This window comes from Pedosphaera parvula Ellin514, from assembly GCF_000172555.1.
Classification (GTDB): domain Bacteria; phylum Verrucomicrobiota; class Verrucomicrobiia; order Limisphaerales; family Pedosphaeraceae; genus Pedosphaera.
The window spans coordinates 86490-100436 of record NZ_ABOX02000009.1 but is presented as its reverse complement, the minus strand read 5'-3'; the positions used below and the strand labels follow the sequence as shown (position 1 = coordinate 100436).

Annotated in this window: 10 protein-coding genes; 2 read left to right on the top strand and 8 right to left on the bottom strand. The window is 52.6% G+C overall.

Annotated elements, in window-relative coordinates:
- The first annotated feature begins 131 nt into the window (after positions 1–131).
- Positions 132–692: a DsbA family protein gene (locus CFLAV_RS09295; RefSeq protein ID WP_007414445.1), complete on the top strand. Its 561-nt coding sequence runs from the start codon at positions 132–134 to the stop codon at positions 690–692.
- A 170-nt stretch (positions 693–862) separates the two neighbouring features.
- Here CFLAV_RS09295 and rbp read toward each other — a convergent pair whose 3' ends face one another.
- From rbp to CFLAV_RS09250, 8 genes are all read right to left on the bottom strand, one after another.
- The gene (rbp, locus tag CFLAV_RS09290) at positions 863–1174 is read right to left on the bottom strand and encodes an RNA-binding regulator (RefSeq protein WP_007414444.1); all 312 of its coding nucleotides are present in this window, start codon (positions 1172–1174) and stop codon (positions 863–865) included.
- A gap of 308 nt (positions 1175–1482) precedes the next feature.
- Positions 1483–6237 carry an NF038122 family metalloprotease gene (locus CFLAV_RS09285; RefSeq protein ID WP_007414443.1) on the bottom strand — a complete coding sequence of 1585 codons (4755 nt, stop codon included), beginning with the start codon at positions 6235–6237 and terminating at the stop codon, positions 1483–1485.
- 513 nt (positions 6238–6750) lie between these two features.
- Complete coding sequence (locus CFLAV_RS09275) at positions 6751–8343, bottom strand: RNA polymerase sigma factor (RefSeq protein ID WP_007414442.1); 1593 nt, start codon at positions 8341–8343, stop codon at positions 6751–6753.
- 59 nt (positions 8344–8402) lie between these two features.
- A complete protein-coding gene (locus CFLAV_RS09270) occupies positions 8403–9008 on the bottom strand; it encodes a hypothetical protein (RefSeq protein ID WP_150107338.1) in 606 nt (201 codons plus the stop codon).
- Positions 8968–9372, bottom strand: a complete 405-nt coding sequence (locus tag CFLAV_RS09265) for a hypothetical protein (RefSeq protein WP_007414440.1) — start codon at positions 9370–9372, stop codon at positions 8968–8970. The genes CFLAV_RS09270 and CFLAV_RS09265 overlap by 41 nt, the downstream gene beginning before the upstream one ends.
- 27 nt (positions 9373–9399) lie before the next feature.
- Entirely contained in the window at positions 9400–10497 is a 1098-nt protein-coding gene (locus CFLAV_RS09260) for a basic secretory protein-like protein (protein WP_007414439.1), read from the bottom strand.
- Positions 10498–10520: 23 nt separating this feature from the next.
- A complete protein-coding gene (locus CFLAV_RS36890) occupies positions 10521–11924 on the bottom strand; it encodes a hypothetical protein (RefSeq protein WP_007414438.1) in 1404 nt (467 codons plus the stop codon).
- 368 nt (positions 11925–12292) lie between these two features.
- A complete protein-coding gene (locus tag CFLAV_RS09250; RefSeq protein ID WP_007414437.1) occupies positions 12293–12688 on the bottom strand; it encodes a hypothetical protein in 396 nt (131 codons plus the stop codon).
- A 504-nt stretch (positions 12689–13192) separates the two neighbouring features.
- Here CFLAV_RS09250 and CFLAV_RS32095 point away from each other — a divergent pair.
- The gene (locus CFLAV_RS32095; protein WP_007414435.1) at positions 13193–13882 is read left to right on the top strand and encodes a type II secretion system protein; all 690 of its coding nucleotides are present in this window, start codon (positions 13193–13195) and stop codon (positions 13880–13882) included.
- Positions 13883–13947: the final 65 nt, after the last annotated feature.

Genomic DNA, 13947 nt, shown 5'->3' with positions numbered 1-13947 from the left:
TTTACTGATCTTTCAATGGAGGCTATCCGGAGCCTGAGGCGGAAGTTAGGTGATCGGCAACTGCTTGACGGTGGGTTTGGGAGGATTCAGGTTGAGTTGGAAGTTATGACTTCAGGAAGCGAGGAGCAAATATGAAACAGAGAGCTACAACTCATGCACAAGCACCGAAGCTCGCGGTGCCGATCAGCAAGCGTGATCATATGCAGGGCTCAATCAAAGCACCGTTGAACCTTGTGGAATACGGCGATTACGAATGTCCTTATTGCGGGTTGGCGCATCCGGTCGTGAAGGAGGTACAGTCGGAACTTGGCGATCGGTTGTGTTTTGTGTTCCGCAATTTCCCGTTGGTGGACATGCATCCCCATGCCGAAACGGCGGCGGAGGCTGCAGAAGCCGCGGGTGCCCAAGGTCAATTCTGGGAAATGCACGATATATTGTACGAAAACCAGCACGCTTTGGACGACGAGGACTTAATCAGCCATGCGGCGAAACTCGATTTGGATATGGAACGATTGGTTGATGAACTGGATGAAGGAGTTTATCGGCCTCGCGTAGAGGAGGATTTCCAAAGCGGTGTGCGTAGTGGTGTCTCGGGTACGCCTGCGTTTTTCGTAAATGGTTTTCTCCATGAGGGAGAGTATGATTTCGATACGCTGGTTAATGCGCTTATGGAAACGCGGGAGCAAGGTTAACAGGGCTATCGATGGCAAATGTAGAGACTGCGAGGTTTTTGGATTTTGAATCCGAAAAGGTTGACCGTACGAGGTGAAGAAGCAGTTGGCTAACAGAAAAAAGGACCCTGTTGCCAGAGTCCTTGATGTTTAAATTCGGAAATTTTTCCTACTTACCAGTTACTAATAAATTAGTAACGGTTTTGGCGGCGTTCACCACCACCGTATCCACCGCTGCCGCCGCCGGAACGTTGTTCCTGGGGACGAGCTTCGTTGACGGTGAGGGCGCGACCTTGCCATTCCTTGCCGTTGAGGTCAGCGATGGCGGCTTCTGCGCCTTCGGCTGTGGCCATGGTGACAAACCCGAAACCGCGAGCGCGGCCGGTCATTTTGTCCATGATCAAGTTGACTTCATTGACGGGGCCGTGTGCAGAAAACAAATCCTGGATGTCGTTTTCGGTGGCTTTGAATGAAAGATTACCGACGTATAATTTAGTACTCATGATGATTTAATATTTAGACCCACTGCCCTTTCCCAAACTGTTCCCGAACATCGGGTTTCAAATCATCACTGAACTAACGCTCAACTGAAGATCTACCAGAACTTGAAATCGACTAGCTGCCTAAAAGCAAAGCTACCCTACTCTGTATCCACCGGGTTGCAACATATATCGCAATAAATCTTTTGGATATTGAAGCCATAAATACTTAACTCCTGTTGCCGAAAGATGAGACCGGACAACAGGAGCTGGATACAGATTCGTTAAACCCGGAGCATTAAATCAACCGGGCTCTTCGTTGACGCAGAGGATTATTTCTTAAGCCGGTAAATCATTACGCTGTTAGTAGTTGGATTCGTGACGACGTATTGGCCATTAATAATCGCGGGCGCTGGTAAAACTGGAGTCCAGGATGAAACGGAAAGCAGATTCGCGGTACTTTCCAAATTGAAGCCGCTAACGTTCGTCGGCCACGATATGACGATGTTCTGGCCTGTTTGAACCAGAGTGAGGGTCGGCGTCGGGTAGACGGTGAAAGATTGATCAGCGTTCGGGGCGGCGTTGTAGTTGGCGCTGCCTCCTTGCGAAGCCCGCACGACGACAACGCCGGTATCGGTGAACGTGACCAAGCCTGCGGAAATGGTCGCCGGGCCGGAGAGGATACTGAACGTCACTGGCAATCCTGAGCTTGCCGTTCCATTCACAGCAAAGGCGGGCTCGCCGATTGATTTGTTCGGGATGGGATTGAATGCGATCATTTGATTTGCCTTCGCAACCGTGAAGGATTGATCCACGTCCTCGGCTGAATTGTAGTTCGTATTGCCAATTTGCGACGCCCGGACGGTGACTGTGCCTGCACCCGTTATCGTAATGGTGTTTCCGGAAATCGTTGCCGGACCGGAGAGGATGCTGAAACTGACAGCCAAACCGGAGTTGGCAGTTGCGCTCACTGCGAATGAGCCATCGCCGTAGGTTTTATTTCCCAATGCGGCGAACGTGATGGTTTGATTCGCTTTTGCCACGGTGAAGGATTGATCGACGTCCGGTGCGGGATTGTAGCTACCATTGCCGCTTTGAGAAGCCCGTACTATGACCGTGCCCACGCCAGTGATTGTCACGGTATTCCCGGAAATCGTTGCGGGGCCGGAGAGGATGCTAAAGCCAACCGGCAAACTGGAACTGGCAGTTCCGCCGACTGTGAACGCCACATCACCGTAGGTTTTATTTCCCAAGGCAGCAAACGTGATCGTTTGATTCGCCTTCGCCACGGTGAATGACTGGTCCATGTCCGGTGCCGGGTTAAAGTTCGCATTGCCGGCCTGGGAAGTCCGCACTGTAACCGTGCCCACACCAGTGATTGTCGCGCTATTCCCGGAAATCGTTGCGGGGCCGGAGAGGATGCTGTAACTGACAGCCAAACCGGAGCTGGCAGTGGCGCTGACGGTAAATGATGGGTCGCCATATGCCTTGTTTGCCAGCGAGGCAAACGTGATTGTTTGATTGGCCTTCGCAACCGTGAAGGACTGATCCACGTCCACGGCTGAATTGTAGTTCGTATTGCCACCTTGCGAAGCCCGGACGGTGACTGTGCCCGCACCCGTTATCGTAATGGTGTTTCCGGTAATCGTGGCCGGGCCGGAGAAAATGCTGAAGGCAACGGATAAACCCGAGCTGGCGGTGGCACCGACCGTAAATGAAGCATCACCGTAGATTTTATTGCCTAGGGCAGCAAACGTGATCGTTTGATTTGCCTTCGCCACGGTGAAGGTTTGATCCACGTTTGGCGCTCCATTGTAGTTCGTATTGCCGGCTTGCGACGCGCGCACAGTGACTGCGCCCGCACCGGTAATCGTAATGGTGTTTCCAGAAATCGTGGCAGGGCCAGAGAAGATACTGAAGGCAACGGATAAACCCGAGCTGGCGGTGGCACCGACCGTAAATGAAGCATCACCGTAGATTTTATTGCCTAGGGCAGCAAACGTGATCGTTTGATTTGCCTTCGCCACGGTGAAGGTTTGATCCACGTTTGGCGCTCCATTGTAGTTTGCATTGCCAGCTTGTGTGGCTCGCACGGTGACTGAACCTGCACCCGTTATCGTGACGGTATTTCCGGAAATCGTTGCCGGACCGGAGAGGATGCTGTAACTGACAGCCAAACCGGAGTTGGCAGTTCCGCTCACTGCGAATGAGCCATCGCCGTAGGTTTTATTTCCCAATGCGGCGAACGTGATGGTTTGATTCGCTTTTGCCACGGTGAAGGACTGATCGACGTCCGGTGCAGGATTGTAGCTACCATTGCCGCTTTGAGATGCCCGGACAGTGACCGTGCCCGCGCCGGTGATCATCACGGTATTCCCGGAAATCGTTGCGGGGCCGGAGAGGATGCTGTAACTGACGGCCAAGCCCGAGCTGGCAGTGGCGCTGATGGTAAATGATGGGTCGCCATACGCCTTGTTTGCCAGCGAGGCGAAGGTGATGGTCTGGTCCGTTTTTGGCGGCACGAAAGTAAAGCTCACCTGTACATTATGGTTGGTCTGGATATACGACAACGTGTAGGTGGTACCGCCTGTCTGTACAACACTGCCATCCACGAGCCATTGGTTCACGACATAATTGGCATTGGGAGTGGCGGTGAACAGCTGACTGGTACCGGTGTTTTTCGAGAAGGAGCCGGTCGGACTGATAGTGCCACCACTGCCCGCTGAGGCAACGATTGTGCTTGGAGGCAGAACGCGGTTGTAGCCGATCGCATCCAGCACCCGGAGTTCCACGCCCAGGACTGGAGATGTACCGGGGGGAGAAAATGCGTCCTGCACTTCGGGAGTTACACCGCCATAAAAGCTATACCAATCCTGGAAATCGCCGCCTTGGGTCTGATTGTACCTGGCGAGCTGCGTGGTGCCATCGAAAGATAAGTAGCTGGCGACATTGGCATCCGTCGAAAAAATTCGTGACCCGCTTGCATCATAGCGGAAGAGATCTTCAGGAAATATGGCGCCGGTTGGAGCCGGGGCGCCATTAGACAGCCCATTGAGGGCCGAGCTGAAACCGAGGACTTCGTCGATTTCATGGGAGACAGTGCCAAAGAGCGAATATTTACTTGGATCGTTAGCGGCGGCGGAGAGGTTCATAATTCCCAGGTTCAACTGGACGGTGCCGTCAGGTTGTCCTGCCGGGGGATTGGCTGTGAAACCCAGCGCCCGAGCGAGGGCGAGCTTGACGTTCACGCTTGAGTTGCCGTTCACAGGATTGTTGGCAACATTCGGCAAGTACGCAAGCGCCGTGGCATCGTCGGTCGTGGTGGCATGAGAAGCCAGAGCCGCCCGGTAGGTCGAGTAGGAATAAGTCTGGTAATAAACTCCGCTGCTGAGACCGAGCCCGCTCGTCATCTTCTTGAAAGTAATCGCGACGGTGATGGGGTCGGAGAAATTGCTTTGGTAAACGGCAATGGCTGAATTAATGGTGGCCTCAATTTGGGCGGCCTGGGGATCACTGGTGATGGAGCTATCGAAAGTTGGTATGATGGTCAGCCCGCTCGGAGGAACAGCCGTGGTGAAACTGTTCACGCTGGACCAGATGCCAATGTCACTGCCATTGCGGCCGTGGACTTCCCAGTAATAAGTGGTGCCAGGGTTCAAAGGTGTGACCGGAGTGTAGGAGGTTGAGCCGGAAGTGGTGTTTAGAACAACGCTCGGGCCACCGGAACTGGCGGTGGGATCGGTCGGCAAATCAGCCGCACTGGTCGCGACGATAATGCGGTAGGAAGTGGCGTTGCTCACGGAAGTCCAGGTAAAAGCCGGAGTTGTCGACTGCGCGGTGGCGCCGTTGGCCGGGGTTCCGAGCGTTGGTGCGGGCGCACTGGCGGCAGTTACGTTGATTATTTTGCTGTAGGAATTATCGCCCTCGTTTACTTCGACAACCGTGGAACCGGTATCGGCGGTGATTTGAATGGTATGGCTGCCTGCGCTGAGAGCGCCGAGAGAATAGTCCTGCACGTAAGTGTAGGTGCTGGGATTTAAACCGCTGGAAGACCAGGAGTGATTGAGCACGCCATCCACGTATAATCCCACGGTGAAGGAACCGGAAGCAACGGTGCCGTTGTTGATCACCGACCAATCGATGTAAAGGTTGTCCGCACTTGTGATCGCGGCGGTGTCCGTGGAGGTGCCGGTCACGGTCGAAACAATCAGCTTGTCTCCCCAGCCGGAAGGTTGATGCGGAGACAGATTTGGCAGAGCTGGCGCGCTAACGGTGATGGTTTTAGTGTAGGAATTGTCGCTTTCACTGCTCTCGGTGACAGTGCTGCCGGTATCCGTGGTAATCTGGATGGTATGGCTTCCAGCGGTGAGGGCGCCGATGGAGTAATCCTGAGCATAGGTGTAAGTGCTAACGCCTAGCGAGGACGAAGGCCATGTGTTCTTTAGGACACCATCAACATAGAGAGAGGTTGAGAAACTGCCAGCCGCAGAGCCGCCATTGTTGATCACGGCCCAATCGACATAGAGCGTGTTGGTCGTGATGAGGGGAGAGCTGTCAGTTGAAGTGCCGGTGCCGGTCGAAACCACAATTTTGTCCGACCATCCTGATGGCTGATAAGGGGTCAGATTCGGCAGAGCTGAAGCGCCGACCGTAATCGTCTTGGTGTAGGAGTTGTCGCTTTCGTTACTCTCGGCAACGGTTCCAGCGCTATCCGCCACGATCTGGATCGTGTGCGAACCGGCGGTTAGGACGCCAATGGAATAATCCTGGAAATAAGTATAGGAGCTGCCAGCCAGCGAGGCCGAGCTCCATGCATGCTTCAGCACTCCGTCCACGTAGAGCGAGGTGGTGAAACTGCCAGCCGCCGCGCCCAAATTGGCGACCGCCCAATCGACGTACAGCGTATCGGCTGTGGTCAGCGGGGAACTGTCGGTTGATGTTCCTGTAACGGTAGAAACAACAATTTTGTCCGACCAACCGGATGGTTGGTAAGGGGTCAGATTCGGCTGAGCAATGGCTGAAACGGAAAATGTGACTGCGCAGGCAGCGGCTAATAATTTCAGCCCGATTTTGATGGCGTTGATCATAGTTGACTTCTGAGATTGCTGAGCTTTGGTGACTATTTGGGAACTGGCATCCATTCACGGAGTGGGCCGTCGGGTTCGCAATAGAGACTGCAAAGCGTCATGCGTAAAGGCAAGTTTCGTGCCGTTCTTAAGGAAAGTTGGTGATTTTTGCCGGGAAAATGAGCGTTTGTTGGAGTTTTTGCCTCAGTTCAGCAGGTTTGATAACGCTGGTGATGAATCGGTGGCATCGGCAGACCAGTTGGAAGGGCGTTCCAGAGTGATACAAAAGTGTCCATGCAAACTGGCCGGATTGGGCGGTATGTCTGTCGGAGAAAAACCAGTTTGGGAGCGACGGTTTGGCATCGGGATTGAGTGAACTAAGGAAACCAACAAACGCAACGGGAGAAAGTTTGATTAAACTCCAATCCACCTGAAAACGGCGAAGGGTGTCTGATAGATTTTATCCCCTGCTCTGCCGAGCAAAGGATGAATCGTTTGGAAAACGTCGGGCGATTCTGATTGGAAAAGTTGAAGTTATCGGGCGAAATCCGATGGTGAGAATTTCTGGTTCACAGAGATGTGCTCGTGTGTTTGGGTGAAAACCACTTTGCCGGACTTTATACTGTTTCGAACTTGTTGGTAGTCTTTTTCCATTGTAGCTCTTAGGGCTGCCATGAGCTCAGGGGTAGCGGGTTGATTCTTTTCTGCAAGCGCGTTTTTGACGGCTGCATCGCTGATTTTGAGAGGAGGTAGAGAGGCGTTTTCAGTAATGCTCTGGCTTTTGTGGATCAGGTAGTCCTGCTTGCCGATCCAAAGTCTCCACGTGATGTTCCCGGTAGTGCCCTTGTCGTACGGAATTTTGATCGGTTCCATTGCGCTCGAAATCACAAAGCAATCAACGTCGCCCACCTTCTCATCAGGCTCAATTGTGGTTTTGGCAAGATCTGAACCAGGGACGCCCAATACGCCGCCAGACTTGAGATTGCAAAATTCCGAAGGTACAGTCGATGCGGCAGAATAACCGTTGGCTGAGGCCAGTGCGGTTTGCATGTTTGGCATTTTCTTGGGTTCGGTATCCTGTGGCTGCCCTTTCGTTATGGTTTGCAGAAAATCTCCGCTGCCAGCGGACCAGACAATTCCGGTCATGTTGAAAAAGCCGCCAGTCTGAGTCCATTCGAGCTTATATAGATTGGGGCGCAGCAGTCGGGTGTTAAACGTCGTGGTTGTGGTTGAGCCAGCGCCTTCCGTCACAACGATTCCGTCATCGCTGTAACTGACAAGGGCTGCGTAGGCAGCCTTGGATTTTTTGGCGATCTCTCTCGCGGTGGGTTTGTCATGCAAACTGCTTTGGGAAATAGCCACCGTGGTGGCACCGATGGCCACTAGGGCGACTATGCCCACGCCGACGGCGACTTTGAGTTTCATCCATTTCATCATTTTGAGGGTTCCTTTCACGAAGGTTGTTACTGAAGCTGCGGCGGCCGAACCTTGGACGGTTGTCGCAGAAATTGTCGCTGCCAGGCCGACCGGCACGGCGTAGGCGGAGTTCGCGGAAATGGCTGCCGCAATCAGAGCTGAGGAAAGGACTATGCCGCGTTTGGTAAAGAGTGCGCGGAGCTTTTCCAAGCCCCGCGCCACCCGTTTCTGTGCGGCTCGTTCTTCCATGCCCAAAGCCATCCCCACCTCCTGTAAACTTTTGTTCTCCAAATAGCGCAGGACCAAGGCATCGCGGTCGGTTTGTCCCAACCCAGCCATCGTTTCGTCAAGCAAGGGAGACAATTCCTGCCAGGCGGCTTCGGTTGCGGTGTCTTCAATGGTGGATTGCATGTACGCCTCCTGCTCGCGGTTTTGGCGGCGCGATTGTTGTTGCAACGCCTTGCTGGCCGTAAACCGGGTAGTGCGATAGAGCCAGCCGGGGAGAATGGCTTTAGGGCTGAGTGAGCCGGCCTTTTGGGAGAGAATGATAAAAACGGCCTGGGTGATTTCCTCAGCCAGATGGGGATCGCGGACCTGCCGCAGGGCGGACGAATAAACAAGGGTAACGTGCCGCGATACGAGCGTTTCAAAAGCTTGCTCGGAGTGTCGCGTAGCGTACTCCTGCACCAACTCCATGTCACTGTTCGTCATTCATCATGTATATCCACGCCGATGACGAAATGAGACAAATTATTTTTGGAGACTCGGGTTCAGCGGCCGGGTTTCACCTCATGGATGAAATCGTAATCGTGCGCGGTAACCAGCAAGGGGAATTTCAGTTCCTTCATATGGGCTGAAGCCCGGTGGACGAACTCCTGAAATTTTATAACCACCAATAGATCAGTAACTGAGCACGCATCATAAAAATTTTTATCACGAAACGCAGGGCTGCCATAAACTTCTTGAAGTGGCTCGAGTCCTTCGATAGCAATTGCGCCAGGATCTTCCGCCTGCCAACGGGCCAACCAATCGTAATCGTCATGGCCGCCATATTGCTGGTAGGCAAACAGGTTGCAAAACCAAAGGTCAGTGTTGATGCAGAAGCCATTCATCTCGGTATAGGCGGCTCCGATTGGAAAGCGGTTTGCCACCTGTCGAAAGAAATTGTCGAAAAACTCAGCAAAGGCCTCGGCATCTGTGGTGATGTTGAGATCAAGTACGATGTGAAATGGGGAACGCGGCAGGGCTTTAAGTTCTTCACTGACGGCGCGCTGGCAGGTGGCAAGGTCGCCCGTTAGCAGGGTCGCCGAAAGCTGTCGTTGTAGAGAGATGTCTTTACTGCTCATAGGCTGGGTTCTTGCGAATTTCCGGTTCAAAGAGTGCACCGATCTTCAATTCAAAAATTTCTCCACTATCTGATCTAATCACAGCCTGCAAATAGGAAGCCAAGGCTACAGCGGCTTTCCATGGTGGATAGGACACATCGCCCGGCGGGCATACAGGAGTGAAAGAAGCAGCGCCTTGGAACCAACGGAAGACGATGTGCCATTTTCGTTGTTTTGGCCAATAGACTTCGGCGTCTCCGTCCTGTGAGTTGATCCGGATGATCTCACCGGTGGCTACCAAGGTCCCAAATTGTCCGGGATGCAGGCGAACGCCTTTGGTTGCTGCCACAGCAGCCTTCCACTCTTCCAGCGGAATTTCCCCGGAGGTGCGTTCGATGTGAAGTTTGTAGGTCATGGTGCAGGTGCAGTATCTTGTATCAGCTTACTTCTGTACGATGGCTAAAATGCGGCCATCCGGGTTTGTGCGCCAAGACTTACTCAGTTTCCATGCACTCTGTGGGGATTCCTTCACAACGGTGTAATGGTACCGGAAACGGTCGTCCTTCTTCAGGAAATGGATGATGCGTGAGATCGGGAAGTCCACTGGAGCATTCAAATCATCCCGTTCAAAAGCCAGACCGGCGGGGCCGGTGCCTGCAAATCCCGGCAAACAATCTTTATTTGCGAGATCGATCAGAAACATCTGGGCATCAGCGGTGAAAGCCCCGCCTGGCTGGGTTCTCAGAAATTCCGCCATTCGAGCCATTGTTTCCGCGACTGACTTCTTGCCGGGGGATTTGAGCCACGCCTCTAATTCCAGTCTATGAGCAGCAGCCGAGGTAAAAGGAGGTGTTTGTTTAAAATCGGTCCACAACTGCTCCAGGGACTTTCCCGTGGCTTCGGCGAAAAAGCTGTCGGAGTACAGGCCCTGTTGCAATTTAGTATGGAGTTGGCGAACGAGCGCTGAACCGTGGGCGGCCTCAATATATAAAAGCAACGCTCCCGCGCAATTGTATCCCGAGGTATAATGGGGAAGAGACGCCGAACACTCGGCACAATTTAATGTATTTGTATATCCAAGTTTGAAACCGACGTAGGTGGCTATTCCTTCCGTCCAGCAGCTCGGAGCCTTAGCCGAATAGCCTTGAATAACGTGGGTCATTTCGTGAGCTAAATTCATTTCGAAATCATCCGGGTATTTAGAAAGCCAATCAGCGCTGAGATAGATGGTATGTCCCCTGGCATATGCAGGGACCAGACCATCGCTTCCCCAGGCGGTGTTTTGTTTAAAAACGATTTTGAAGTGAGGAAATTTCTTTTCTCCGAGGAGCTTTGTTATCTTTGGAGCTAAATCGTTGGCCAACTCCTGTGCACGTTGTGCAAAGGATGTCAGTTCCGGGGTCTGATGACAATCCACACGAACAACACACACCGATTCGCAGGCTTTTAGTTTAGAGTCATGGATAGTCTGATTTGGTGTGTTGCAACCAACGAGCAAAATGAATAGTGGGAGGCAGAAGTATTTGGAGACTGGTTTCATAACAGCAACAGCAATGAAGCAAATTACCGGTTGCGCTGGACCGCTGAATTAAAACCAGAACCATCCGGGCCGGCGACGCCGTCTGAATTCAAGGGAAATTGGTTCTTGGGCTGAATAATCGTGGAACCGCTACTCGTGAAAATGGCACCGCCTCTTCCTCCCGCGCCTCCCTGGCCGCCATAGGCACCGGAACCGCCCGCTCCACCGGAACCACAAGTATTATCAGTTATATTACAGTTATTCACGATCAGCGTGCTGGAGTTGAAAACACCTCCACCGCTGCCTCCAGAACCGCCGTAGCCACCGGCGCCAGTAAATCCGAAACCCGGCCCTCCGGTGCCGCCGTTTTGACACGCGTTGCCACGGATAGAGCAACCGACCAGCATTAAATTGCCGCTATTGTATAACCCCGCACCATTTCCGCCCGGTCCGCCACCACCACCTGGAAAGCCAGGGTAGACATTCCCCACCCCCCACTGCGCACCATCGGTTCCGCTCCCAGTCATATTGCCATCGATCTCGCAAAGTGTTAGCCGTGAAGTTCCCAAATTATAAACGCCACCTCCATCTCCGCCCTTGGCACCAAAAATAAACTGACCATTAGCTTGTCCCCCTTTTCCTGCAACGTTGTGGTTGATTGTGCAACTGCTCAACATCATCGATCCCGAGTTGGCAATGCCACCTCCGCTGGCTCCTAATGAGCCTGATGTTCCGATCCCGCATGAATTATCGCTGATTTCAGAATTATCCATAACCAGCGTCCCGCTGTTGTAAATACCACCTCCGTCACCACCACTGCTTCCTCCGTACCCGCCTGTCCCCTGAACACCCTGACCACTCTGATTTCTGGTGATGAGACATCCTTTGAGGATCAACGTACCGGCATTAAGAATACCTCCGCCATTTTCCCCTGAAAGCCAGAGACTCCGTGCTGGCGGTGCAGTGCCTCCAGTAACGATAATATTCTCCAGCTTTAACCGGGCATTTGGCAGCACCTGAAGCACACGATCACCCAAACCGACCGCAGAAATTGTGACGCGTGAAGCAGACGATCCGATGATGGTAAGGTCGCCTCTGGTAACATCCAAATCCCCGGTGTATCCGGCGTTCTCTCGTGGTCCGCCCAAGGTTAAATGGTAAGTCCCGGACATCAGAAGAATAAAATTGCTTCCACCATTGGCATTGGCAGCCAGGATGGCACCGCGCAAAGTGTTCACACCGGTACCGTCTGCGGTGTTGCTAACCAAAAATATGCGACCGCTCGCCGCCTGCGCAAAAAGCATGGAGACCGCAATGACTACAGCTGACAGAAGAAGTCTGAAGTCAGACGCGATCCGTATTTTCTGAGGCATGATAGAAAAGAATGGTTTGAAATTCTGATGGCAGACTTGCTCAGTGAATTCACCCTTGGTCTGGCTAATGTTCATGATTCTTAATTCGGTTACAGGCTGTGGGTTTGCAGCCCACCTCTTTTTTTGCACTGTGTGTGGAAAAAGGAATTTTGTCGAGGAGATTTCCGCGGAAGGGCGAAGGTTTGATCGCGGGTGGGATTGGCGCAAGCCGATTACAAATCGGCGATACGGCAGAAAGGATTTCTGCGCTACGAGGCGTGAGCCTCTGAGTTCGTGGGCCAGATCAAAAATAGAAAGCCGGTGAAGCGGACGAGGAAAAAGCAGAGAAACGGCGGGTCAGGGAGCGCGCTGGTTTTCCTTGATGGTTCGATGCTCACAGCGATTTCATTTTGAGATAGGCTGTGAGTTTGCAGGCGATTACCTCCAGCATGGAAGCATCTCTTTTAGCAGGCGTGAGCGTCTGCCGATTCTCCGTAGAGGCGTTTGGCAAGGGAGACGGTCCACTCGCCGACGCTTTGTCCGCCAGCCTTTCCAAGCCAGAAGAATCGCCAGCCCATAAAGTGATTAATGTTGATCTCAACATGGAGATCAAGAATGTCCTCAAACGTCAAAACCACTTTGGGCTCGTCCTGATCGTCAGCCAATTGGAGCAGCGACTCCGGGGTGTCTTCCGGATAGATGAGAAAAGCTGGCAGGGAACAGATTCCGGCCAGTGCTTCGCGTATTGTGGCGATGAAAAGGTATAGCTCTGGTGGCACATCGAGCCCCAACACAAATTCCGCGTCGGATAGAGGGGGGCGATCTTCAACAACTTTTTTGTAGTGTGTGTTGATGCTCATTGACTTCGAATGTGTGTGGAGGTGAGGAATTTGTCGAGGAGAATTCGGAAGGGCTGAAAGGTATAAGAGAAACTGAAACACCGTCCTCGCGATGGGCATTAGAAAATTTTATATGGTTTCCCCGGGCGCTGAAGTGCCGGGCTATTGTCATAGCATCCCTCTGGAATACGACGGGAAGAAAACTCATTGCGAACCGAGAAAGAAGATGCGAGAGCTGCGCCATCACTTCGAAGAATTGGACGATGGCGATTTTATCGGGTCAACGAGCTGCGGACGAATGCGGAGGTCGGTTGAGCTTTTTGACTGAGCCGATGTGGGCGTCAAGATAGAGTTGGTTCCAGATGGAGCCGTGGATGCACACAACCGCCCAACCCAGCGACCTCGCTTCAGATATTGTGTTCCAACATTCCCCGAATGGGGCAGAGCCAATAGACCATGCACATCGCAAAGTAGATTCTTGACACATTGCACGTCTTCCTTGCATACATCCACCGAACAAGCGAGATGTCACATCCTCCAATACCTGAACGCAAAGTCCGGTGGGTCACCCACGGCCTGACCGCATTTACGCTCATCGAACTGCTGGTCGTAATTGCAATTATTGGCATCCTGGCCGCATTGCTGCTTCCTGCATTGGCCGCTGCCAAGCAGCGCGCTTACGCAACGCAGTGCCTGGCCAACCTAAACCAAATCGGCTTGGGCATGACCCTCTATTCGCAAGATTCAAACGAGCTTTTCCCTGAATCAGGCGGCACCATTTATTGGGACCAAATCGATACGAACACCCTAAAGCAAGGATGGATGCAGCAAATTCTTTCTTACACCAAAAGCACCAATGTCTATCGGTGTCCGGCAGACAACAAGAGTCATTTCAGCTATTTCAATGGCAGTCGCGCCGCTTATATCGAAACTACCAAGGCCGGCTCTGTCGACGTCAAAAAAATCAGGTTTCCGAGCGCGCAAGTTTTATCCGGCGACACTCTCTGGGTGGACGCCGAAATCGAGGATGCGGATAAGGATGATTATGCGGTCAATTGTATCGGCGGGGCAGAGAATGGGAATCGGTGGGTTCCGTGGCAACGTCATTTCAAGGGGCAAAACATTCTTTTCACGGACAACCATGTAAAATGGTTTAAGGGCTACAATGCTGGCGAAATGACTTTCCGATATGATTCGATGCACGGCTGGCAATAAAGAGGTTTTTGCTTCGTTATTTCCATGAAAATCAAAAACAGGTTTAAGACCATTGGAATTTTGTT